Here is a 23,415-nt window from a genome sequence, read left to right on the forward strand (position 1 = left end):
AGTCTAGCCAAGTAATCATCTGACACCCAAGCCTGATCTATTGACTCCTATCAGGTTAATGCGTCATTCACCAATGATGACACGGGAAACAAGTCCAGTCGTATGGGGGTTTGCATGCATATCAAGTCGATGATCACTTTGATTGTTCTTGTAGCAGCGTATAGTTCGCCTGCCTATGCTTTGGGTAGCGTTCAATCCATCGCCGGCCCCAATGGCGCGAAATGGACCGCGAAGAGCAAGATCATCGGCCAGACCTCGACCGGCACGAATCCGTCGATCGATGATCCGAACACGACCCCCGGCGGCGGCGACCCGATTTATTTCGCGCCGAACAACAAGGGATACAGCGGCGTCGTCGGCCTGCTGGTAACAATCGAAGGGAACTTCACCTTCACCTGCTCGGGGACGCTGGTCGGCAATCGCTCGGTCGTCACCGCCGGCCACTGCGTCAGCACCGGCGGCGGCATCAAGGCGCCGGAGGTCATCCGCACTCAGGTCTTCTTCCAGGACGACACCAGCAGCAACCTGGACGAACGGGTATTCGGCATCCCCACCGGCAACCTTCCGGCCGGGGTCACGATGATCGACGTCTCCAACTATGCGGTCAGTTCAGGCTTCACCGGCGCGACGATCGATCAGAACGACATCGCGGTACTCACCCTCGCACAAGTCGCACCCGCCTATGCGCAGCGCTACGAGATCTACACCGAAGACCTGACTGGCAAGCAGTTCGACGTTACCGGCTATGGCACGCGGTCCAGCGTCGGTGGAGCGGAGGGGGAGACGCCCCCGTATGACTCGGCGGCGGGTTACCGTCGTCAAGGCGCCAATGTTTATGATTTCGCCTGGGGCGACGAGGCATTCGACGGCTTCTACACCGGTCAGGGGCCGGATGACGATTGGTATCTCGGCCCGGCCCAGATCGAATATTCCTTCGTGGCGGACTTCGATAACGGTCTACCCGCACAAGACGCATCCTGCTTGTTCGCCCAGGAGGCGGGTCTCAGCGCCGCCGAAGCGGATGGGCGCGGTTTCTGCACCCTCGGTGTTGGTGCCCGCGAAGCAGGCATCGCCGGCGGCGACTCGGGTGGCGGCGCGTTCATCGACGGCCGGCTGGCGTCGGTGACCTCCTACTCCCTGGGCTCTTCCGAACCCGATATGGGCGATCTCGGGGGTTATCCCAATTCCGGCTATGGTGAGTTCAGCGGTTACGTGCCGATCTTCATTCATGCCGACTTCATCCGCAACGCGATCGCCGCGGTGCCGGAACCGGCCACCTGGGCCCAGATGCTGCTCGGCTTCGGGCTGATCGGTGTCGTCACCCGCCGCCGCCGGCGGTCGGTCGCGCTCGCCTGAGGACAACAGGGTTCTCCCGCTCGGGCGGACGCACTGGTCTTCGATCAGTTCGCTCACCCTCACCCTTCCGCGGCTTTGCTGCCCCCTCTCTCCCGCCGGGAGGGAAAGACGCCGAAGGTGGCGCAGGGTGAGGATGAGTTCGGTGATCCGAAGAGGACCCAAGATCGACTTCAACTTTCCAACCGTCACGAACGGCGTCTGGATGAACAGGGGGGTTAGCATGCACAGCAAATCACTGGTCGCTTCGGCGATTCTCATGGCGGTTTATACCGCACCGGCTGACGCTACGGTCAGGATCCAGTCGGGATTCGGCTCCAACGGCATGAAGTGGACCGCCACCAGCTACATGGTTGGTACGACCTCGACCGGCGAGACTCCGTCGGAAGGCTCGCCCAGCACGACGCCCGGCGGCGGCAATCCGATCTACCTGGCGCCGAACCGTGCCGGCTACAGCGGCGTCGTCGGTCTGCTGATCACCCTCGAAGATGGCCGCACCGGCTCCTGTTCGGGCACGTTGGTCGGCAATCGTTCGGTCGTCACGGCGGGCCACTGCGTCAGCATGATGGACGGTGTGAAGTGGGACGCGATCGCCCGCACCCAGGTCATCTTCCAGGACGATGCCAGTAGCGAACGGGACGAGCGGTTCTATGATGAGTTCACCGGCGTCATCACCCCCGGACTGACCGCGATCGACGTCTCGAACTATACGATCAATCCGAATTATACCGGCGCGGCCATTGATCAGAACGATATTGCGGTGTTGACCCTCGCTGAAGTCGCGCCGGCTTATGCCCAGCGATACGAGATCTATACCGAAGACCTGACCGGCAAGCAGTTCAACCTGACCGGGTACGGCTTGCGGTCCAGCGTCGGCGGCGCAGAAGGCACGTCGGCCGCAGCCGAATCATCCGATGGGTTTCGTCGCCAAGGTGGCAATGTGTTCGACTTTGCCTGGGGTGATGAAGCATTCAGCGGCATCTTCACCGATCGGGACGCCGGGGGCTTCAATTACTTCGGCTTGGCCGAGATCGAATATTCGTTCGTGGCGGATTTCGACAACGGCTTGGCGGCGCAAGATGGATCCTGCTTGACCGCCCACAACTACGGAGGCGTCAGCATGGCCGATGCCGACGCGCGAGGCTTCTGCACCCTCGGCCTCGGAGTTCGTGAAGTAAACCCCGCCTCCGGTGATTCTGGCGGCGGCGGGTTCATCGACGGCCGTCTCGCCTCGGTGACCTCCTACGGCCTCGTCGTCGACAGCGATTTCGGGGGCGCTAACAATTCCGGGTTCGGTGATCTCGCCGGCTACGTACCGATCTTCATCCACGCCGATTTCATCCGCAATGCGATCGCCGCGGTTCCGGAACCGGCAACCTGGGCGCAGATGCTGCTCGGCTTCGGCATGATCGGTGTAGCTACCCGCCGCCGCCGACGGTCGGTCCTCCCCGCCTGACCCGCCCAATTCGACGCGAAGGTTCCGAGAACAGGCACAACCTCACCCCGCTTCGGCGGGGTGGGTGACCCTGCCGAAGCGTCGGCGCTGTGGTCAGGAGCGTACGAGTGAAGACTGGACCATTCGGGTCAAGCGACCGGGCTGGTGCTTCGACATGGACCGCCACGGACGGTCCAACCGTCACTGCCGACGTCCAGAACCAAAAAGGGGATCAGCGTGCACATCAAGTTGCTCATCACTTCGATCGCGCTTGCAGCGGTACATGCTTCGCCAGCCTGTGCATTGGGAAGCAGTCGATCCGGCATCGGACCTAATGGCCTGAAGTGGACCGCGACCTCCAACATCATCGGCCACAGCTCGACCGGGACATCACCGGTGCAGACCGATCCGAACACCAGGCCAGGTGGCGGCGACCCGATCTATCTGGCACCGAACAGCAACGGGTATAGCGGCGTCGTCGGCCTGCTGATCACTGTCAACGACGATGATTTCTACACCTGTTCGGGCACGCTAGTCGGCAACCGTTCCGTTGTCACCGCCGGGCACTGCGTCAGCTATGGCGGCGGCGTGAAGGCGCATGATATCACCCGCACCCAGGTCTTCTTTCAGGACGATGCCAGCAGCGCTGGGGACGAGCGGGCCTTCGGCATCCCGATCGGAAACCTGCCGCCCGGCGTGACGATGATCGACGTCGCCAACTATACCGTCAATCCGGCATACACTGGCGAGACCGCCGATCAGAACGATATCGCCGTGTTGACCCTCGCCGACTTCGCACCAGCCTACGCCAAGCGATACGAGGTCTATACCGATGACATCAAAGGCAAAGAGTTCAACGTGACCGGCTATGGCGTGCGGTCGAGCGGCGGCGGTGCGGTGGGCGATTCGGGTCCCTACGGCACGAGGTCGGGTTACCGCCGCCAGGGCGACAATGTCTATGATTTCGCCTGGGGTGACGGTACGTTCGACGGCTTCTTCACTGATCAGCCCGAGGACGGCGACTGGTATCTCGGTGGAGCCCAAGTCGAATATTCTTATCTGGCGGATTTCGACAACGGCTTGGGCGCGCAAGACTCATCCTGCGTGATCGCCCGGGCGGCTGGTCTCAGCGGAGCCGCCGCGGACGGGCTCGGTTTCTGCACCCTCGGGCTCGGTGATCTCGAAGTGAACCCTGCCGGCGGCGATTCAGGTGGCGGGGCGTTCATCGACGGCAAGCTCGCGTCGGTGACCTCCTACGGCATGAACTTCACGCTGGAGGGCTATGGCGATTTCGACGGTCAGCCCGACAACGGCTATGGCGAACTCACCGGGTACGTGCCGACCTTCCTCCATGCCGACTTCATCCGCAATGCGATCGCGGCTGTGCCGGAACCCGCGACCTGGGCGCAGATGCTGCTCGGCTTCGGCCTGATCGGCGTCGCCACCCGCCGCCGCCCGAGACCGGCCTGCGCACTGGCATGATCGACCGTCGGCGGTTCTTCGGGAGATTACCTTAGGTTAATATGGTCGTGGATTGACTGGCGGCAGCGGGCGGTCGATTTCCGGGTCGTGGCCAGATCGTTTCCAAGGTTGGCGCTCGCGTTGGCGCTCGTCGCTCCAGCCACGGGGTGCAGCAAGGAGGCGCGCACGCTCGGCCCCGATCTTCCGGCCACTGCGCCCAACGGGCCCGCTGATCCGCGGGCTGCGAAATACGAGGGCAATGTCTATCAGGTCGCGCAGGGCGACCGCTATTTCACCTGGTATGGCTGCGGGGGCTGCCACGGGTCGGGCGCGCAGGGTGCTGCGAACCTCGGCGACCAGCGATGGGCGCATGGCGGCGCGCTGGACCAGGTCTACGCCTTCATCGCGCGCGGCCACCGCGGCAAGCTTTCGGCCTATGGCGACCGGATCCCCGCCGAGCAGCTGTGGCAGCTCACTGCCTATGTCCGCAGCCTACCCCGGCTCGCGCCGGAACGGCGGCGGCGGCAGGATCTCGATCAGATCGGCGAGGCACAGGGCCGTATCTGGGCGGGGCCGGTGCAGTGAGGCTCTCCCCTGCCCTGGCCCCTGCCCTGGCGCTACCCGTCGCGCTGACGCTCGCGGCGTGCGCCGGTCGCCAGTCCCCGCTCGCGCCGGCGGGCGAGCAGGCGTCGAGCATCGCCTCGCTGTTCTGGCTGATGATGGCGGTGTGTGGCTTCATGTATCTGCTCGTGCTGATGTTTCTCGCCGCGGGACTATGGCGGTCGTGGCGCAGGCGTGAAGCGCAAGGCGACGACAGGCCGGAGATCGACCCGGCCGATCGCGCGCTGACGCGGACGCTGGTGATCTGGGGCGGGCTGGTCGTCGCGGGGCTGACGCTGCTGATCACCGGCAGCTTCCTCGCCGATCGCAGCATCGCGCAGGCCCGTTCGCGACAGGCACTCGAGGTCCGCGTCACCGGGCATCAATGGTGGTGGCGAATTCAGTATCGCGACGAGGCGACGGGCGGCTGGATCGAAACCGCCAACGAGCTTCATCTGCCCGCCGGACGGACCACGCGCGTGACGCTGGGCTCCGCCGACGTGGTGCATAGTTTCTGGGTGCCGAACATCGCGCAGAAGCTGGACGTCGTGCCGGGCTTGCAGAACGTGGTGGATCTCAGCCCGACGCGTACCGGGTGGTTCCGCGGCCAATGCGCCGAGTTCTGCGGGGCGCAGCACGCGCACATGGCGTTCGACGTGAAGGTCGACACGCCCGCCGAGTTCGACCGGTGGCTCGCCGGACAGGCCCGCCCTGCGCCTGTTCCGGCAGACGCTGTCACCGCGCGCGGCATGCGGATCGTCACCACCGGCACCTGCGCGATGTGCCATGCGGTGCGAGGCACCCGCGCGGTCGGCAAGCCCGGCCCCGACCTCACGCATATCGGGTCGCGCCGGTCGATCGCAGCGGGGACGCTGCCGATGAGCCGCGGCGGGTTGCAGGGGTGGATCGTGCAGCCACAGGCGGTGAAGCCGGGCACGATGATGCCGGCGATGCCGCTTTCCCCCGCCGATGCGGACGCGGCGTCGCGCTATCTCGCGAGCCTGCGATGACCGAGCCGCTGCTCACGCCGGCGATGCGCGCCCAACGCCTCGCGCAGACCTGGGGCGACGCTCCCGGCATCTGGGGCTTCCTCACTACCGTCGATCACAAGCGGATCGCCGCGCGCTACATCCTCACCGTCGTCGTGCTGCTGTTCCTCGCGGGGCTGCTGGCGCTCGACATGCGCTTGCAGCTCAGCCGGCCCGACATGAACCGCATGGGTCCGCAGCTCTACAACGAGAGCTTCACGCTGCACGGATCGACGATGCTGTTCCTGGTGTCGGTGCCGGTGATGGAGGCGATGGCGATCTGGCTGGTGCCGCTGATGCTGGGCCAGCGCGCGCTCGCCTTCCCGCGGCTCGCGGCGTTCAGCTACTGGCTCTATCTCGGTGGGGTGCTGATGCTGTGGGTGCCTCACGCGCTCGGCATCACGCCCGATCTCGGCTGGTTCGAATATCCGCCGCTGTCGGGCCCGGCCTATTCGCCCGGCCACCGCGCGGACATCTGGGCGCAGATGATCACCTTCACCGAGGTCGCGGCGCTGTCCGCCTCGGTCAATATCGTCGTCACGATCCTGAAGATGCGGCCGCCGGGGATGACGCTGCCGCGGATGCCGCTATTCATCTGGGCGATGCTGGTGGGGTCGCTGATGACGATCTTCGCCCTGCCCGCGGTGATGCTGGTGACGAGCATGCTGATCGCGGACCGGATGGTCGCCACCCAATTCTTCGTGCCCGGCGCCGGGGGCGACGTGGTGCTGTTCCAGCACCTGTTCTGGTGGTTCGGTCATCCCGAGGTCTATATCATCTTCCTGCCCGCGACCGGCTTCGTGTCGATGATCGTCGAGACCTTCTCGCGCCGGACGATCTTCGGCCATACCGCGATGGTGCTGTCGATGATGGGCATCGCCGCGCTCGCGTTCGGGCTGTGGGTCCATCACATGTTCGCGGTCGGGCTGCCGCGGCTGGGCAATGATTTCTACACCGCGGCGAGCATGGCGGTGGCGCTGCCGGCGGGGATCCAGGTGTTCTGCTGGATCGCGACGCTGTGGAGCGGACGGCCGCGGTTCGACACGCCGTTGCTGTGGGTGATCGGGTTCATCACGACCTTCGTGATCGGCGGGCTGTCGGGGATCATGACCGCGTCGGCGCCGCTCGACCAGCAACTGACCGACACCTATTTCGTGGTCGCGCACTTCCACTTCGTGCTGGTCGGCGGCGCGATGTTCCCGCTCTTCGGGGCGTTCAGCTATTGGTATCCCAAGGCGACCGGGCGGTTGATGTCCGAATTCTGGGGCAAGATCAGTTTCTGGCTGATCGTCGGCGGCTTCAACCTCGGCTTCTTCCCGATGCACATCCTCGGCCTGCAAGGCATGCCCCGCCGGGTCTACACCTATCCGGAGACGACCGGCTGGGGCACGCTCAACATGGTCGCGACGGTCGGATCGACGATCGCGGTCGCGGGCGGGCTGGTGTTCGTCGCCAACGCGGTGTGGAGCTTTTACCGGGGCGAGCGCGCCGGGGCGGATCCTTGGGGCGGATCGACGCTGGAATGGGCGACCACGTCGCCGCCGCCCGCGCATAATTTCGATCATACGCCGGTGGTCGACAGTCTCACCCCGATCTGGACCGGCAAGGGCGCGCTGCCGGTGATGGACGGGCTCGCGATCGATCGCCGCCAGATCCTGGTGACCTCGCTGGTCGATGCCGAGCCCGAATACCGCCACAAGAGCCCGCTGCCCGCCATCTCTCCGTTATTGGCGGCGCTTGCGGTGACGGCGCTGTTCATCGGCAGCATCTTCACGCCCTGGGCCCTCGTTTGGGGCGCGGTCCCGATCGGCGTCACCCTCACCATCTGGTTCTGGCCGCAGCGCGAGCGTGCGGACACCGGTCCGCTCAGGAAGCGCGCGCGATGACCGACGTCCTGCCCGGGCGGGTCGTCGGCGACCTGTCGCATCTGCCCGAAAGCGCGATGGGCGCGCGCAACATCGTCTGGTGGGGCAATATCGGCTTCATGGCGATCGAGGGGACCGCCTTTGTGCTCGCGGCCGGGACCTATCTCTACCTGATGAGCCAGAGCCCGGCCTGGCCGCCGCACGGAAACCGCGCGCCCGACCTGCTATGGGGCGGCATCTTCACCGCGGGACTGTTGCTCAGCGCGATACCCAATGCCTGGGTGATGCGCGCCACCCGCCGCAAGGATGCGAAGGCGGTACGCCGCAGCACGTTGCTGATGAGCGTGATCGGTGCCGCGCTGTTGATCCCGCGCGGCTTCGAATTGGCGCACCTCAACGTCGACTGGTATCACGACGCCTACGGATCGGTGCTGTGGATGCTGATGATCCTCCACACCAGCCACATCATCACCGACTGGGGCGACACCTGCGTCCAGGCGCTGTGGCTGTACACCCACCGGATCGGCGACGACCAGTTCGCGGACGTCGAGGACAATTCGAACTACTGGACCTTCGTCGTGCTCAGTTGGCTGCCGATCGCGGCTTTGGTCTATCTCGCACCGAGGATGGGATGAGCGAGGCGCCTCCGCTCTCCCGCGGCGCGCGCATTCGGCCGTGGCTGGCGCTGCTGCTGCCGCCCCTCGCCTGGTATGTATTCGAAGTCGGGCTCGCCAGCGTGCTGAAGGTGTCGTGCGCGCCGGTCGGGGCGTGGCTCGGCGTGACGTGGGGCGTGGCGAGCATCATCGTCTGCGCGGTCGCCGCCGCGCTGGCGTCGCGCGATGCGCGTGCCGGCGAGCGCACGGTGTCGCGCCCGTGGCTCGCGTGGGTGGCGTTGCTGCTATCGGGCATCTTCGCGCTGGCGATCTGCTTCCAGACGCTCGGGGTCCTGATCGTGCCGCCATGCGTGCGCTGACCCGCATTGCCGCGCTCGGTGCGCTGGCGCTTGCCGCGCCCGCCTTCGCGCATGCGGGTCACGATCATCGCGAGCCACCCGGCTGGACCTGGGATCCGTGGATCACGCTGCCGCTGCTGCTGTCCGCGCTCACCTTCGGGCTCGGCTGGCATCGGCTCTACGCGCGGTCCGCGAAGGGCCGATCGCGACTGCGGACGCGGGCCTGGTTGTTCGCGGTTGGCTGGCTGGCGATGGCGATCGCCCTGGTGTCGCCGCTGCACGAAGCGGGAGAGCGATCCTTCTCGGCGCACATGGTCGAGCACGAGTTATTGATGCTGCTCGCCGCGCCGCTGATCGTGCTCGCCGAACCGCTCGCGGCCATGCTCTGGGCATTTCCCGCGAACGCGCGTCGCGCGATCGGCGCCGCCGCCGCCAGCACGCCAGTGACCGCTATTTTCACTACGCTGACCGGCGCGATCGTGGCGACGATCGTCCAGGCCGCGGCGCTGTGGATCTGGCACATGCCCGCCCTGTTCGACCTCGCGCTCGCGAACGAAGGCTGGCACGCCGCACAGCATCTCTCCTTCGTGCTGAGCGCGCTGCTGTTTTGGACCGCGATGCTCGGGCGTCACGGGGCGGGCGCGAGCAGCACGGGTGCGCGCGCGCTCGCGGCGCTGTGTCTGCTCGCCACCTCGATCGTCACCGGCGCGCTGGGCGCGCTGATGGCGTTCTCCGACAGCCCCTGGTACGCGGGCTATGCGCGGCTGGCACGCGCGCCGTTCGGGCTCACCCCGGCCGAGGACCAGCAGGTCGCGGGGCTGGTCATGTGGATCCCCGGCGGCATGGTCCACGCGATCGCCGCGCTGCTGCTGTTCCGCACCCTGATCACGCCGCGAAGAACCGCCGATGCCCTATAGCCTGCGCTTCGCCCTGCTGCTGGTCGCACTGTCGATCGTCGCCGCGATCGCGTCGGGGATCGTGATCTACGGCCAGGATTACGCGCAGACGCGGACCACCGCCGAGCAGCTCACGCTCGGCCACGTCGATGCGGGGAAGACCGCGATCGGCCGATATGGCTGCGGCGCGTGCCACAAGATCCCCGGCATCCGCGGCGCGGTGGGCGAGGTCGGGCCGTCGCTCGCCGGGATCGCCACCCGGTCCGAGATCGCGGGCGTGCTCGTCAACGATCCGCCCAACCTCATCCGCTGGCTTCGCCATCCGCAACAGATCGTGCCGGGCAACGGCATGCCGGACCAGGGCATCACCGATCGCGAAGCGCGCGACATCGCCGCTTATCTGTACACGGTGAGGCGTTAGGTCCGGCGCTTGCGGTCCGTGTCCTGCCCGTCCATCTCGATCTGAAGCCGGTCGGCCAGCGCGGCCAAGGCCGCCGCATAGGTGGTTCGGCGTTTCGCGAAACGGCGTCGTGCGGCGTCCGCGTCGTTCATCAGATCGAACCCGGCGACAGCAAGCCGATGGCGATCCTCGTCGAACCGATCGTCGGCGCGCGTGTCGGTGCCTGCCGTGACGCGGAACTGATCGCCGACGTCGGTAACGAGACGAGCACCCGTCCGCAGGAAGAAGTGAGCGCCTGCCCGCGCGCCGGGCGGGGCATCGACGACCGCCGCGTCGAGCAGTGCGGCAGCGTCGAGCACCGCGCCCAGTGCCGCCAGCCATTCGCACCGGCTATCGTTCGAGCGGAAGAAGACCAGGATGGGGAAGGCCCGGTGGCTGATCGCGACTTCGGCCGCCCATTGTTCCCAGGCGTCGAAGAAGGCGCCGAGCCGCTCGACCACCCCCTCGCTCGCGAAGGTTTCGAGGATCGCGATGCCGGTCGGCGGCAGCGGCACATGCGCCTCGAGCCGCAGCACCATCGCCTCCCGACGGCCGAGGCCGCTCTGTAGCGAGATCAGGAACGTCGCGACCACGGTGACGATCGCGAGCCCGCTGATCGAACAGACCAGCACCATCAACCGGGTGAGCGAGTTCGAAACCTCGTTGTTGATCCCGAGCGTCGAGAAGGCCGAGCCGGAGGCGTAGATCGCGTCTCCCAGGGTCTTGAAGCGCGGTGCGAAGTCGGCGCGGTCGGCCCAGAACAGCAGGCCGAAGCCGATGATCAGCAATGTCGCCCAGATCACCAGCAGCAGGACCAGCATCAGCGGCGCGAGGCTCGCCCGCATCGTCTGACGGAGCTGTCGGTCGCCGATCCGGCTCGACGCAGCTTGCCAGCCCGCGAACAGCGTCATGGTGAGGAGCGGACCGACCCGCAGCCACCGTGCGCTCGCCCGCGGCACGAGCAGCGATCGGAAGATGTCGAGTGCGACGACCGCGACGATCAAGCCGCCGAGCAGGCCGATCGCCAGATCAGGCACGGATCGTCAGCTCTGCCTGCTGCGCGGCCACGCTCTCATCCTCCGCCTGGCGTTCGGCATAGGTGAAGTGCGCGAAGTCGGCAGGTAGCCCCGTGCCGGCCATGTCCTGGCACGCCATGCCGACGAAATTACCGGTGAAATTGGGCAGACCGGGCAAGGTCGCCTCATCGGACAGGATGCTGGCATCGAACGTCTCGTCCAGCCAGCACCAGTCGCCCGCACCTTGCAGCCTGTACGCGAACCGCAGCGCCTCGTTGTCGACATCCACCCGTAGCTCGACGATGCCCGGGCCGATCGCCACCGGATCGGTCAGGACGCTGCTGCCGAGTTCCTGCGGATAGGCGGACAGGACCTGGATCTGCCGCCCGCCTGCGCCGTCCGCGGTGACGTGCAGGAAGTGGAACTTGGTGCTGTTGTAATAGCAAACCAGCCCCGCCGCCTGCTGGTAGTTGGCGGGCGCGAAATCCAACGCGGTGTCTGCGGTGAAGCGGAAAGCCTGCTGCCGACGCGCGACCAGCGCCTGGCAGAACTCGCTGCCGATCGACTCGCGGCCGTGAAGCCGGAGGTGGCCAGGCCGTTCCGACAGGCTGAACAGATGCTCGGGATAGGGCGTGCGCAGCCATTGCAACGCCGCGGGCAGATGCGGTGCGTCGAACGCGTGGCGCTCGGCGACGTCACCCGCGGCCGCGGGCACGCGCGGGCCGTCGATCTCGAGCGACGGATCGCCGCTGCCGTCGAGCGTTCGCAGCCAGCCATCCTCGCCCCAGCGCATCGGCTGAATCGCGGTCTCGCGGCCCATGATGCAGCGGTCGCTCTTGGGCAGCGGGCGACCGCACAGATACACCATCCAGGTCTCGCCCGACGGCGTGTCGACCAGATCGCCATGCCCCGTTCTGGCGAGCCCCGCCTGATCCTTGCCGCGGGTGGTCAGCACGGTGCCGTCGGGATGGACTTCGTACGGGCCCAGCAGGTTGTGCGACCGTGCCATGACCACCGCGTGGTCGCGCCCGGTGCCGCCCTCCGCGACCATCAGGTGATACCAGCCGTCGCGCTTGTACAAGTGCGGGCCTTCGGTGAAACCGAGCGAGGTGCCCTCGAACACGACGTGGCGATCGCTGATCAGGCGACCGGTTTCGAGGTTCATTTCCTGCACGACGATGCCGGCGAAGCGGCGTTGCCCCGGCCGATGATCCCACAGCATGTTGAGCAGCCAGCTGCGTCCGTCGTCGTCATGAAACAGCGCCGGGTCGAAGCCGCTGCTGTTGAGGTGCACGGGATCCGACCAGTCGCCGTCTATCCTGTCGCTCCACACCCAGTAATTGTGGAAATCGCGCAGCGACATGCCCGACTGGCCGTCCGCGGTCGTCCGTCCGTACCGCTTCACGTCGGTGAAGATCAGGTGGAACCGGCCTTGGGCGTAGGTCAGGTCGGGCGCCCAGACACCGCACGAATCGGGGTTGCCGCGCATGTCTAGCTGGCTGGCGCGCTCCAGCGGCCGTTTGATCAGCGTCCAGTTCGCGAGGTCGCGCGAATGGTGGATCTGCACGCCGGGAAACCATTCGAAGGTCGACGTCGCGACATAATAATCGAGCCCGACGCGCACGATCGACGGATCGGGGTTGAAGCCGCGAAGGATGGGATTGCGGATTGTCATGCGGCCTTACGTATCATCGTCCAGAGTAAAGCCGCGCCGACCAGATCGAGCAGCCCGAGCAGGATAAAAAACGGTTGGTAGCCGACCTCATCGACGAACCTGCCGAGCACCAGCGTGAAGATCAGCACCCCGAGGTTTGCCGCGGTGCCGCCGATGCCGGTCGCGGTGGCGACCTGATCCTGCGGGAAGAGGTCCGACGACATGGTGATCACGGTGACGGACAGCGTCTGATGCGCGAACCCGCCGAGGCACAGCAGCGCGATCGCGACGACGGGGCTGGAGGCGCCGCCGACAAACATCATCCCGGTCATCATCACCGCGCCGAGGGTGAAGGCGACGCGACGCGCATCGATCAGGTGCATCCCCCGGCGCTGCAAAGCTGCCGCGACCGCGGGGCCGAACAGGCAACCCAGATCGGCCGCGAGGAACGGCAGCCATGCGAACAGCGCGATCTGGGTGAGGTCGAAATGCCGGACCTGGACGAGGTAGAGCGGCATCCACAGCGACAGCATGCCCCACACCGGGTCGGCAAGGAAACGGGCCGACGCGATCGCCCAGAGGTCACGGCGAGCCAGCAGTTCCTTAACTGGGGGGCGTGGACGGTGCTTGGCGAGCGCGCCTTCCTGGCCCGTCAGGATCAAGGCGCGTTCGGCGTCACCCAGCGCGCGGTGCCGGCGCGGCGCGGCGTACCAGAATAGCCAAGCGACCAGCCATACCAGCCCCAGCATCCCTGCGACGAAGAACGCCGCCCGCCAATCGTGATTGAGGATCGCCCAAGCGACCAGCGGCGGGGCGAACACCGCGCCGAGCGATGCGCCGATATTGTAGATGCCGCCCGCCGTGCCGCGCTCGCGGGCGGGGAACCACTCCGCCACCACCTTCATGCCCGCAGGCTGCGCTGATCCCTCGACCAGCCCCAGCGCGCCGCGCAACCCGGCGAACGCCAGCCACCCGGTCGCCAGGCCATGCGCCATCGTCAGCAACGACCAGACGGCGACGAACAGGCCGAAGCCGAGCTTCAAGCCGATCACGTCGAGCACATAGCCGCACACCGGCTGCAGCATCACGCCCAGTTGGAAAGCGCCCGTGATCCACGAATATTCGGCCGAGGAGATATGCTGTTCGGCCATGATCGTCGGCGCCGCGACACCAAGCACGCTGCGGGTCAGATAGTTGATGATCATCGCGCCGACGAACAGGCCGATGATCGTCCACCGGACGTAAGGAAACTGCTTCACCTGCCCCCGGCGCCATTGTTATCGTTACCATCGATCTGGCATCTTTTGTGGATCAGAGCAACGCCGTGCGGCACGAGCAAGCTCATCAGCGGCAAAGAGCGTGCGATTTTGCTCATTTCGGATCGATGCTAACGTTACCTGACGTTCATGCCGGCTTGCGTTGCAATGTCGATCATCTAGCACAGGTACCGGGGCAGCAGGGGGAGCATAGCGTGGCCAGGAGCGGCAGACGCGCGCGTGGCGCGACGATCATCGATGTCGCCGCGCATGCCGGGGTATCGCCGATGACGGTATCGCGCGTGATCAACGGCCGCCCGGGCGTGCGCCCGGCGTCGCAGGCCGCGGTGCTCGCGGCGATCGATGCGCTCGCCTACACCCCGAACGCCGCCGCGCGCAGCCTGGTCACCTCGAGCGAGCTGAAGATCGGGGTGATCTATTCCAATCCCAGCGCCGCGTTCATGAGCGAGTTCCTGACCGGCGTGTTCGAGGAAGCGTCCGCGCGCGGCGCACGGCTGATCCTGTTGAAGGGAGCCGAGGGCAAGCCGCCGCCGGACGCCGCGGTCGAGGATCTCGTCGCCTCGGGCGTCTCGGGCCTGATCCTCACGCCACCGCTCGGCGAGTCGCCGGCGCTGCTGCGGGTGCTGCGCAAGGCCGGGCTGCCGATGGCGGCGGTCGGTGCCTATGGATCGGAGGACGCGATCTGCGTGCGGATCGACGATCGCCAGGCTGCCTACGAGACCACGCGCCACCTGCTCGACCTGGGACATCGCCGCATCGGCTTCATCGTCGGCAACCCCGACCAGACCGCGACCGCCGAGCGTATGGCGGGCTTCTACGCTGCGGTGCGCGAGGTGGAGGCGGTCGAGGCAAGCATCGCACAGGGCGATTTCAGCTATGCGTCGGGCTTGGCCGCGGGCGAACTGTTGCTGAGCAAGACGCCGCCGCCCACCGCGATCCTCGCGAGCAACGACGACATGGCGGCCGCCGTGGTGTCGGTCGCGCATCGCCGCCACCTCGACGTGCCACGCGAGCTAAACGTCGCGGGCTTCGACGACACGACCGCAGCGGTGATGCTCTGGCCGCCGCTGACGACGGTTCATCAGCCGGTGCGCGCGCTCGCGGCCGAAGCGCTGCGGTTGCTGGTCGCGGAGATCGGCTCGCAGGCGAAGGGCCCGCGCCCGACCCAGGATCACGTGCTCCCGCATACCCTGATCCAGCGCCAGTCGACCGCTCCCTGCACCTGACAACCGGTGGCGCGCAAGTTCGCCGACTTACGACCATAGTCGTATATGGTAACGATACCAATCTCGCTAGAACGGCCGGGTAACAATGGCGGCCGAGCCGATGAACGGCGGACCGCGTACAGCAGGGATGACGGATGATGGGCATGGCGACGGGCGACCAGAGCAGTCTGCGGGTTCTACGCAGGAGCGCGACCAGTCTGGCCGTGCTGGCAACGGCCTTGGCCGCGACCTCCGCGATCGCGCAGACCGCGACGCCAACGCCAACGCCCGAGGTTCCCGCCTCGACGCGCTCGGCCGATCCCGCAGCGCCCGATCAGGCGATCCAGCCGCAGACCACCGTTGATGGCGTGGTGGGCGACAATCAGCCGGCGGCGTCGAACGGCCCGGAGATCATCGTCACCGGATCGCGCATCACCTCCAGCGGCTTCAACGCGCCGACGCCGACGACCGTAATCGGCGAAGACCAGATCCTGAAAAACGCGCAGCCCAACATCTTCAATGCGATCGCGCAGTTGCCGTCGCTGCAAGGATCCACCGGCGCCGCGACCGGCACGTTCAGCACGTCGAGCGGTACGCAGGGCCTCAGCTCCTTCTCGCTGCGCGGCCTCGGCCCGATCCGCACGCTTACCTTGCTCGACGGCCAGCGCGTCGTCGGCGCGAACGTTACCGGCGTGCCCGACATCAGCATGTTCCCGCAGTTGCTGGTCAAGCGCGTCGACGTCGTCACCGGCGGTGCATCGGCCTCCTATGGCTCGGATGCGGTCGGCGGCGTCGTCAACTTCATCACCGACACCCGCTTCACCGGCTTCCGCGCCAACGTCCAGGGCGGCATCACCAACTATGGCGACGACCAGCAGGCGCTGGTCCAGGCGGCGTTCGGCACGGCCCTGCTCAACGACCGCCTGCACGTGATCGTCAGCGGCGAATACGACCACGAGGACGGCGTGGGCCCGGGCGATTTCGGCACCGATCTGGCCAAGGGCCGCGACTGGTATCGCGCGACCACCCTGCTCAACACCGGGCAGACCAACAACGGGCTGCCGCAGTTCAACTACCGCGATTTCGCGCAGCCGTATCAATATTCGCGCTTCGGCCTGATCAACAACGGTCCGCTCCAGGGCATCGCGTTCGACCAGAACGGCGCACCGTTCAACTTCAACTATGGCTCGAACGGGCAACCGACCGGCACTGGTGGCGTCACCAACTGCTTCCCCGGCAACAGCTTCTGCGTCGGCGGCGATCTGTCGGGCGCGCCCGGATCGGGTGCCTCGCTGAAATCCGCGCTGGAACGCCTCAACGGCTTCACCCGCGTCGGCTTCGACTTCGCGGAGAACAACGAGGCCTATGTCACCGTCAATCTGGCGCAGGTGAAGACCAACAACCAGCCGAGCCCGGGGTACAACCGTCCCAATCTGACGGTGCAGTGCGCGAATCCGTTCCTGCCCCAGCTGGTCCGCGACCGGTGCACGACCGCCGGCATTACCCAGTTCAACTTCGGCACCAGCAACGCCAACTTCCCGGATCCGCGGGTCTTCACCGACCGCCGCCAGTATCGCTTCGTCGCCGGGCTGAAGGGCCGGTTCGAGGTGGCGGGCACGCCATGGACCTATGACGCCTATTACGAGCACGGCACCACCAAGGCGGCGATCGACGTCGAGAACACCGTCCTGCAGAACCGCTATGTCGCCGCGGCCAATGCGATCACGCTCAACGGTGCGATCGTCTGCGCCGACGCGGCGGCGCGCGCGGCGGGATGCCAGCCGATCAACATCTTCGGCGGCACTCCGCCCTCGTCCGCGGCGCTCGCCTATGTGACCCCGGTCAACGGTCCGCTCCAGCGCACCACGCTGAAGCAGGATGTCGCCAGCCTCAACTTCTCGGGCGAACCGCTGAACCTCTGGGCGGGGCCGCTCGCGGTCGCGTTCGGCGGCGAGTATCGGCGCGAATATTACCGAGTCAACGGCGACCCTTACGGCGCCGGCGTCACCCCGCAGAGCCCGAACAGCGCCGCCTACCCGGCCGATCCGTTGCTCAACTCCACGCTCGGCAGCAACTGGGCGGCGGGCAATTACAAGAACGGCCGCGGCAAGTACGAGGTCTATGAAGGCTTCATCGAGCTCAACCTGCCATTGTTCGACGGCGCCGGAATCGGGCGCGCCAACCTCAACGGCGCGGGCCGCGTGACGAACTACAGCACCTCGGGCACCGTCTGGGCCTGGAAGGTCGGCGGCACCTGGGACACGCCGCTCTCCGGCGTCCGCCTGCGCGCGGTCACCTCACGCGACGTTCGCGCGCCGAACCTGTCAGAGCTGTTCGCGGCGCCGACGGTCACGACGCTGCCGAACTTCGCCAACCCGTTCCCACCCGCGGGCGGCGTGCAGGCGTTCCAGAACACCGTCGGCAACCCGAACCTGAAGCCGGAGATCGCGCGCAACACCGAAGTCGGCATCGTGCTGTCGCACCCGTCGTGGCTGCCGGGCCTCGGCCTGTCGTTCGACTACTACAACATCAAGATCAACGGCGTCGTCTCGACCTTGTCGGCGGACCAGATCGTGCGGTTCTGTTTCGAAGGCAATCAGTCGTTCTGCGGCGGCTTCGAACTCAACAGCCCGGTCCAGGGCGGCAATTTCATCAACGTCCAGCCGTTCAACCTTGCATCGTGGAAGACCGACGGCTTCGACATCGAGGCGAGCTACCAGTGGAAGACGCCGCTGGGCCTGCCCGGCAACTTCACCGTCCGCGCGCTCGGCACGCACGTCAGGAAGTTCCTGGTTTCCGCCGGCATCGCGGGCGTCGCCACGGTGGATCAGGCGGGCGCCAACAACGGCAACACGCCGGACTGGAAATGGCTGGCGACGCAGAGCTACGACAACGACCTGTTCAGCATCAACCTGCAGGAGCGGTGGTTCTCGGACGGTACGTTCGGCAATCAATATGTCGTCTGCTCGACCGGTTGCCCGGCATCGACCGGCAACAATCCGACGATCGATTTCAACCGGATGAAGGGTGCCTTCTACTTCGATCTCGGCGGATCGGTGAACGTGACCAAGGCGGTCAGCCTGTTCTTCAAGGTGGACAATCTGCTGGACCACGATCCCGAGCCGTCGCCTCAGACCAACACCGGTCTCGACGTGAACCCGGCCTTGTACGACACCCTCGGCCGCTTCTACCGCATCGGCATGCGCGCACGGTTCTAACGACCGACACGAGCATGGTTTGGAACCCGGCGCGCTCGCGAGAGCGTCAGCCGGGTTCTGCCGTTAGGCCGGACCGCCTGCGAGCCTGCTCGTGATGGCAGCGGTGCGAGCCATCGCAAGATCGTGATAATGTACGTTAACGCGCTGAAACTAGGCGTTAATCGCTGCGTTTTTCGGGCATGACGATGTACTTCCTCCGCACATGCGATCGCGCCGGCCAGGTCCTCAGCAACAGGTGTGTCGAGGCGCGGGACGTCTATGGCGCACTCGCCAGAGCGAACCAGCACCTCCAGGCATTTGTGCTGGGATCGGGGCAGCAGCAGGTGGATCCGCTCGGCCGCATCGACGTCGCCGACCGCAACGGCCACACCGTCGCGCGACTGGTATGCGCCGAGGCGATCGCGACCTCGGGGAAGGCGCAGTAAGCGTCGTCCCCGGCGTTCGCGCCGCCCCTACCCGGTCGCGTATTCCATCTGCGGCTCCAGCACGCCGCCCGGTTCGCCGTGGATCGTCACGGGGATCGCCTTGGCGGCCGGAGTCTTGCTGCCGGCCGCATAGTGCCAGATCGGCATCAGCACGTTGCATTCGGGATAATAGCCGCCGATGCAGCCGATCGGGATATCGTAGGCGACGACGATCATGCCGGGCAGCCGGCGATCGACGCCGTCGTTCGCGACCGTCTTCAGCGTCACCGCCTGCCCGACCATCAAGCCGAGCCGGTCGATGTCGGACCGGTTCATCAGCACCACCTTGCGCGTGTTGTTGATGCCGCGGAACCTGTCGTCATAGCCGTAGACGGTAGTGTTGAACTGGTCGTTGCTGCGCAACGTCATCAGTCGGAACACGTCCTTGCCGACCTCAGGCATGTCGGCGTCCTCGTCCAGCGACTTGGGCGTCACGAAATTGGCCTTGCCGGTCTCGGTACGCCATTCGCGGCGCTTGACGGGCAGGTCGCGCTGGAAGCCGCCCGGCTCCCACATCCGCCGTTCATAGTCCCAGAAGGAGTCAGGCAGCGTCTCGCCGATTTCCTTCCGGATCTCGGCATAATCGGTCATGTAATCGTCCCAGCGCACCCGCGGATTCGGCTTGAACACCTGCTTGGCCAATTCGCAGATTAGGCGGATCTCGCCGATCAGGTGCGGCGACGCCGGGGTGCGCAGGCCGCGGTTACCGTGGACGCAGGCCGACGTGTCCTCCATCGACAGCACCTGCTGGCCGGCGGCGGTCTCGTCGATCTCCAGCCGGCCGATGACCGGTAGGATGTAGCTGATCTCGCCAGGCAGTAGCGCGCTGCGGTTGAGCTTGGTGATGACGTTGACGGTCAGCCGGATTCGCCGCCACGCCGGCTCCATCTGGCCGTGATCGGGGATCGCGCGGACGAAGTTGCCGCCAAGCATGAAGAAGGCGCGGACATCGCCCTTCAGCACCGCCTCGCAGGCCTCGACCGTGTTGTAGCCGGGCTCGCGCGGCGGTTCGAACCCGAACTGCTCGCCGAGCCGATCGAGCGGGAACAGCTCGGGCTTTTCGGTGACGCCCATCGTCCGCTGGCCCTGCACGTTGCTATGCCCGCGGACCGGGCAGATGCCTGCCCCGGACCGCCCCATGTTGCCGCGCATCAGCAACAGGTTGAGCAGCATCTGGACGGTTTCCACCCCGGCGTGATGCTGGGTCAGGCCCATGCCGTAGATGCCGATCGCCGCCTTTGCCTGGCTATAGACCTTGGCGGTCGATTCCAGATCCTCGCGGCGCAGGCCGGAATGGCGTTCGAGCACCGCCCAGTCCTGCGCGCGCAGCCACGCCTCAAAGGCATCGAAGCCGTGGGTATGTTCGGCGATGAACGCCTCGTCGAGGATCGCTGGGCCGCCGGCGGCGCGCGACTCGTCGTGCAGCGCCAGCACGGACTTGCAGATCCCCGCCAGCGCGGCGAGATCGCCGCCGTTCTTGACCTGATGATATTGCGAGCTGATCCGGGTTTCCTTGCCGGTCAGCATCTCGGTCGGCGATTGCGGATTCACGAAGCGTTCGAGGCCGCGTTCGCGCAGCGGATTATAGGTGATGATCGGCACGCCGCGCTCGCTCGCTTCCTGCAAGGGATGAAGCATGCGCGGCGAATTGCTACCGGGGTTCTGCCCGAAGAACATGATACAATCGGACCTCGCGAAGTCGGCGAGATCGACGGTGCCGACCGGCTGCCCGATGCTGGCGGGCAGCGCCACCGAGGTCGTCTCGTGACACATGTTCGAACTGTCCGGCAGGTTGTTGTTGCCATAGAGCCGCGCGAACAACTGGTAGAGATAGCTCGCCTCGTTCGACAACCGGCCCGAGCTGTAGAACACCGTCCCCTTCTGCTTGTCCTCGACCGCGCGCAGTTCCCGCGCGATCTCCTGCACCGCCTGCCCCCACGAGACAGGCACATATTTGTCGCTCTCTGCATCGTAGCGGAGCGGCTGCGTCAGCCGGCCGGGCTGTTCGAGATGATAGTCGTCCCACTCGCGCAGTTCGCTGACGGTGTGTTCGGCGAAGAACGCCGGGGTGCAGCGATGTGCCGTCAGCTCCCACGCGACCGCCTTCACGCCGTTTTCGCAGAATTCGAACGGCAACGGCGTGGCCGGCTTCACCCAGGCGCAGCTGTTGCACTGGTAGCCGTCGACCTTGTTGTGCCGGCTGAGCGCGATCGAGGCGCTGCCGAGCACGCCCTCACGCCGCAGGATGTTGCCGACCGAGCGGGCGGAGCCCCAGCCGCCGGAGGGCAGGCGATACGGCTTGTAGGTGGGTCGTTTCACAGGGCGCGCTCCAGCTTAAGCTTCGACAATATGGCAACAATCGCCCCCCGCCGACGTTGTCGCGAAGCCAGCGGGCGGCGTCTTTGACCTTGGTTAGGTCGAGCTGATTTTGAGGAGCTTGGGTATGACCGTCGGACGAGATTACATGCTGAAGGAACAGTCCGGACCCTCGGCGCCCAAGCTTTTTCTCGACACCAAGGTCGTTCCGTTCGCGGCGAACGTCGCGGGTCGCGTCGAGGTCGGGTTGGACCGCGCGGCCAACACCGTCGGGGTCGGACCGTCGGCGATCGTGGCGGGGGTCGCGGGCGGGTTGATGCTGTCGCTCGTCGCCCTGCTGCGCAGCCGTCGCGTGGTTGCCGAACGGACTTTAACGCTGCCGACCTGACGCCCGGCCTTTTCGTCCGGGTTAGCAACATAGGCGAAGGTAACGCCCTGATTGCGCTCCTAAAGGCGTCCGCGGAGGTTCTGATGGGTCGAATGCCAGCCCGTACGCACGCCCGGATCGGCATGGCGACGGGGATCCTGCTAGCGAGCGCGCTCGTCGGGTGCGCGCCGGCGAGCATCCTGGCACCCGAGGGGCCGATCGCTGCTGCGAACCGCACGATCCTGCTCAATTCGCTGACGATCATGCTTGCGATCGTGATCCCGACGATCATCGCGACCTTGGTATTCGCGTGGTGGTTCCGCGCCGACAACACCAAGGCCCGCTACCGCCCCGACTTTGTCTATTCGGGGCGAATCGAGATGATCGTGTGGTCGATCCCGATCCTCGTCATCCTGTTCCTGGGCGCGATCATCTGGGTCGGCAGCCACGACCTCGACCCGCGCCGACCGATCGCATCCAAGGCGCCGCCGCTCGAGGTGCAGGTGGTGTCGCTCGATTGGAAATGGCTGTTCATCTATCCACAGCAGGGCGTGGCCTCGGTAAACGCGCTGGTCCTGCCGGTCGGCGTGCCGGTGCGTTTCCGGCTGACCTCGGCGAGCGTCATGAACAGCTTCTTCGTGCCGCGGCTCGGCTCTCAGATCTACACGATGAACGGCATGGAGACGCAGCTGCACCTGCGCGCGGACAAGGTCGGGCAGGTCTATGGCCAATCGTCGATGTATAGCGGCGACGGCTTTTCTGACATGAACTTCGCGGTGCGCACGGTGCCGGTACGGGATTTCGGCGCCTGGGCGGGCACGGCGCGCGCGGCCGGGCCGATCCTCGATGCGCGAGGCTATGTCCAACTCGCCCGGCAGAGCCAGGACGTGCGCGCGTACAGTTACCGCGCGGTCGAGCCCGGCCTGTTCGAAGCCATCGTCAGCCAGCGGTTCAAACCCGCGGCCGGGCCGAAAGAGGGTCGCGGCGGCGATGCTCATGTCTCGCCCGGCACCCCGGAGATCTGAACATGCTTGGCAAGCTCGACTGGTCGGCGATCCCGTTCGACCAGCCCATCCCGCTGGTCGCCGCGGGCGTCGTGACGCTGGTCATCCTCACCACGCTTGGCTGGGTGACGAAGCGCGGTTACTGGCCGTATCTGTGGCACGAGTGGATCACGAGCGTCGATCACAAGCGGATCGGCATCATGTACACGATGCTCGCGCTGGCGATGCTGATCCGCGGGTTCGTCGACGCGATCATGATGCGCACCCAGCAATCGGTCGCGGTGGGCGGGTCGCAGGGCTATCTGCCGCCCGAACATTACGACCAGCTGTTTTCCGCCCACGGCACGATCATGATCTTCTTCGGCGCGATGCCGTTCGTAATCGGGCTGATGAACTTCGTCGTGCCACTGCAGCTCGGCGTCCGCGACGTCGCCTTTCCGACGCTGAATTCAGTGAGCTTCTGGCTGACCGCCGCGGGCGCGCTGCTGGTCAATGTCAGCCTCGTCATCGGCGAGTTCGCACGCACGGGGTGGCTGCCCTACGCACCGCTCAGCGAGACGCCCTATTCGCCCGGCGTCGGCGTCGATTACTACCTGTGGGCGATCCAGATATCGGGCGTGGGCACGCTGATGTCGGGAGTCAATCTGGTCACGACGATCCTGAAGATGCGCGCACCGGGCATGTCGTACCTGCGTATGCCGATGTTCTGCTGGACCGCGCTCGGCTCGAACATGCTGATCGTCGCCGCCTTCCCGATCCTCACCGCGACGCTCGCGATGCTGACGCTCGACCGGTACATGGGCTTCCACTTCTTCACCAACGATGCCGGCGGCAACATGATGATGTTCATGAACCTCATCTGGGC

Annotated in this window: 18 protein-coding genes and 4 pseudogenes; 18 read left to right on the plus strand and 4 right to left on the minus strand. The window is 66.1% G+C overall.

The annotated features are described in order from the left end of the window. Positions 1-129: 129 nt before the first annotated feature. The 12 genes and pseudogenes from ACFE77_RS07980 to ACFE77_RS08035 form a co-directional block, all read left to right on the plus strand. Positions 130-756: pseudogene (locus ACFE77_RS07980) on the plus strand (trypsin-like serine peptidase); the annotation flags it as partial. Between the two features lie 492 nt (positions 757-1,248). Continuing rightward, positions 1,249-1,356: pseudogene (locus tag ACFE77_RS07985) on the plus strand (PEPxxWA-CTERM sorting domain-containing protein); the annotation flags it as partial. A 346-nt stretch (positions 1,357-1,702) separates the two neighbouring features. Beyond that, positions 1,703-2,212: pseudogene (locus ACFE77_RS07990) on the plus strand (trypsin-like serine peptidase); the annotation flags it as partial. 492 nt (positions 2,213-2,704) lie between these two features. Next, positions 2,705-2,809, plus strand: a pseudogene (locus ACFE77_RS07995) (PEPxxWA-CTERM sorting domain-containing protein); the annotation flags it as partial. A gap of 216 nt (positions 2,810-3,025) precedes the next feature. After that, positions 3,026-4,270 (plus strand): PEPxxWA-CTERM sorting domain-containing protein, encoded by a 1,245-nt coding sequence (locus ACFE77_RS08000; RefSeq protein WP_375421104.1) that lies wholly within the window; start codon positions 3,026-3,028, stop codon positions 4,268-4,270. A 120-nt stretch (positions 4,271-4,390) separates the two neighbouring features. Beyond that, entirely contained in the window at positions 4,391-4,834 is a 444-nt protein-coding gene (locus ACFE77_RS08005) for a c-type cytochrome (RefSeq protein ID WP_375421105.1), read from the plus strand. Then, complete coding sequence (gene coxB / locus ACFE77_RS08010) at positions 4,831-5,859, plus strand: cytochrome c oxidase subunit II (protein ID WP_375421106.1); 1,029 nt, start codon at positions 4,831-4,833, stop codon at positions 5,857-5,859. The genes ACFE77_RS08005 and coxB overlap by 4 nt, the downstream gene beginning before the upstream one ends. Continuing rightward, positions 5,856-7,763 (plus strand): cbb3-type cytochrome c oxidase subunit I, encoded by a 1,908-nt coding sequence (locus ACFE77_RS08015; RefSeq protein ID WP_375421107.1) that lies wholly within the window; start codon positions 5,856-5,858, stop codon positions 7,761-7,763. The genes coxB and ACFE77_RS08015 overlap by 4 nt, the downstream gene beginning before the upstream one ends. Then, positions 7,760-8,377 (plus strand): heme-copper oxidase subunit III, encoded by a 618-nt coding sequence (locus tag ACFE77_RS08020; protein WP_375421108.1) that lies wholly within the window; start codon positions 7,760-7,762, stop codon positions 8,375-8,377. Before ACFE77_RS08015 ends, ACFE77_RS08020 begins: the two co-directional genes overlap by 4 nt. Next, a complete protein-coding gene (locus ACFE77_RS08025) occupies positions 8,374-8,715 on the plus strand; it encodes a hypothetical protein (RefSeq protein WP_375421109.1) in 342 nt (113 codons plus the stop codon). Before ACFE77_RS08020 ends, ACFE77_RS08025 begins: the two co-directional genes overlap by 4 nt. Next, positions 8,703-9,611, plus strand: a complete 909-nt coding sequence (locus ACFE77_RS08030) for a cytochrome c oxidase assembly protein (protein ID WP_375421110.1) — start codon at positions 8,703-8,705, stop codon at positions 9,609-9,611. Before ACFE77_RS08025 ends, ACFE77_RS08030 begins: the two co-directional genes overlap by 13 nt. Further along, the gene (locus ACFE77_RS08035) at positions 9,601-10,011 is read left to right on the plus strand and encodes a c-type cytochrome (RefSeq protein ID WP_375421111.1); all 411 of its coding nucleotides are present in this window, start codon (positions 9,601-9,603) and stop codon (positions 10,009-10,011) included. The genes ACFE77_RS08030 and ACFE77_RS08035 overlap by 11 nt, the downstream gene beginning before the upstream one ends. Here ACFE77_RS08035 and ACFE77_RS08040 read toward each other — a convergent pair. Genes ACFE77_RS08040 through ACFE77_RS08050 form a run of 3 tightly spaced genes read right to left on the minus strand, consistent with a single transcriptional unit; the run spans position 10,008 to position 13,958 of the window. Then, positions 10,008-11,066 carry a hypothetical protein gene (locus ACFE77_RS08040; protein WP_375421112.1) on the minus strand — a complete coding sequence of 353 codons (1,059 nt, stop codon included), beginning with the start codon at positions 11,064-11,066 and terminating at the stop codon, positions 10,008-10,010. The two genes, ACFE77_RS08035 and ACFE77_RS08040, sit on opposite strands and share 4 nt — an antisense overlap. Next, positions 11,059-12,720: a glycoside hydrolase family 43 protein gene (locus ACFE77_RS08045; RefSeq protein ID WP_375421113.1), complete on the minus strand. Its 1,662-nt coding sequence runs from the start codon at positions 12,718-12,720 to the stop codon at positions 11,059-11,061. Before ACFE77_RS08045 ends, ACFE77_RS08040 begins: the two co-directional genes overlap by 8 nt. Then, complete coding sequence (locus ACFE77_RS08050) at positions 12,717-13,958, minus strand: MFS transporter (protein ID WP_375421114.1); 1,242 nt, start codon at positions 13,956-13,958, stop codon at positions 12,717-12,719. The genes ACFE77_RS08045 and ACFE77_RS08050 overlap by 4 nt, the downstream gene beginning before the upstream one ends. Before the next feature lie 212 nt (positions 13,959-14,170). Here ACFE77_RS08050 and ACFE77_RS08055 point away from each other — a divergent pair, with 212 nt between their 5' ends. The 3 genes from ACFE77_RS08055 (at position 14,171) to ACFE77_RS08065 (ending at position 18,824) form a co-directional block, all read left to right on the plus strand. Beyond that, positions 14,171-15,202, plus strand: a complete 1,032-nt coding sequence (locus ACFE77_RS08055; RefSeq protein WP_375421115.1) for a LacI family DNA-binding transcriptional regulator — start codon at positions 14,171-14,173, stop codon at positions 15,200-15,202. Between the two features lie 134 nt (positions 15,203-15,336). Continuing rightward, on the plus strand, positions 15,337-18,399 hold the full coding sequence (locus tag ACFE77_RS08060; RefSeq protein WP_375421116.1) for a TonB-dependent receptor plug domain-containing protein: 3,063 nt from the start codon (positions 15,337-15,339) through the stop codon (positions 18,397-18,399). Between the two features lie 179 nt (positions 18,400-18,578). Continuing rightward, positions 18,579-18,824, plus strand: coding sequence for a hypothetical protein (locus ACFE77_RS08065; RefSeq protein WP_375421117.1), 246 nt, complete (start codon positions 18,579-18,581; stop codon positions 18,822-18,824). A 27-nt stretch (positions 18,825-18,851) separates the two neighbouring features. Here the strand turns inward: ACFE77_RS08065 and ACFE77_RS08070 are convergent, their stop codons facing one another. Next, positions 18,852-21,182 carry an FdhF/YdeP family oxidoreductase gene (locus tag ACFE77_RS08070; protein WP_375421118.1) on the minus strand — a complete coding sequence of 777 codons (2,331 nt, stop codon included), beginning with the start codon at positions 21,180-21,182 and terminating at the stop codon, positions 18,852-18,854. A 124-nt stretch (positions 21,183-21,306) separates the two neighbouring features. Between ACFE77_RS08070 and ACFE77_RS08075 the strand changes: the two genes are divergently transcribed. From ACFE77_RS08075 to ACFE77_RS08085, 3 genes are all read left to right on the plus strand, one after another. Beyond that, on the plus strand, positions 21,307-21,567 hold the full coding sequence (locus tag ACFE77_RS08075; protein ID WP_375421119.1) for a hypothetical protein: 261 nt from the start codon (positions 21,307-21,309) through the stop codon (positions 21,565-21,567). A gap of 83 nt (positions 21,568-21,650) precedes the next feature. Continuing rightward, the gene (cyoA, locus tag ACFE77_RS08080) at positions 21,651-22,571 is read left to right on the plus strand and encodes a ubiquinol oxidase subunit II (RefSeq protein WP_375421120.1); all 921 of its coding nucleotides are present in this window, start codon (positions 21,651-21,653) and stop codon (positions 22,569-22,571) included. 2 nt (positions 22,572-22,573) lie between these two features. Further along, a partial coding sequence (locus ACFE77_RS08085) for a cbb3-type cytochrome c oxidase subunit I (protein WP_375421121.1) occupies positions 22,574-23,415 on the plus strand: 842 nt, incomplete at its 3' end.

It is taken from the genome of uncultured Sphingomonas sp. (assembly GCF_964243315.1).
GTDB lineage: Bacteria > Pseudomonadota > Alphaproteobacteria > Sphingomonadales > Sphingomonadaceae > Sphingomonas.

Coding starts and splice junctions, on each gene's coding strand:
- ACFE77_RS08075 (WP_375421119.1), top strand. CDS start 21,307: ATGACCGTCGGACGAGATTACATGCTGAAGGAACAGTCCGGACCCTCG.
- ACFE77_RS08030 (WP_375421110.1), top strand. CDS start 8,703: ATGCGTGCGCTGACCCGCATTGCCGCGCTCGGTGCGCTGGCGCTTGCC.
- cyoA (WP_375421120.1), top strand. CDS start 21,651: ATGGGTCGAATGCCAGCCCGTACGCACGCCCGGATCGGCATGGCGACG.
- ACFE77_RS08060 (WP_375421116.1), top strand. CDS start 15,337: ATGATGGGCATGGCGACGGGCGACCAGAGCAGTCTGCGGGTTCTACGC.
- ACFE77_RS08020 (WP_375421108.1), top strand. CDS start 7,760: ATGACCGACGTCCTGCCCGGGCGGGTCGTCGGCGACCTGTCGCATCTG.
- ACFE77_RS08025 (WP_375421109.1), top strand. CDS start 8,374: ATGAGCGAGGCGCCTCCGCTCTCCCGCGGCGCGCGCATTCGGCCGTGG.
- ACFE77_RS08045 (WP_375421113.1), bottom strand. CDS start 12,720: ATGACAATCCGCAATCCCATCCTTCGCGGCTTCAACCCCGATCCGTCG.
- ACFE77_RS08015 (WP_375421107.1), top strand. CDS start 5,856: ATGACCGAGCCGCTGCTCACGCCGGCGATGCGCGCCCAACGCCTCGCG.
- ACFE77_RS08065 (WP_375421117.1), top strand. CDS start 18,579: ATGACGATGTACTTCCTCCGCACATGCGATCGCGCCGGCCAGGTCCTC.
- ACFE77_RS08035 (WP_375421111.1), top strand. CDS start 9,601: ATGCCCTATAGCCTGCGCTTCGCCCTGCTGCTGGTCGCACTGTCGATC.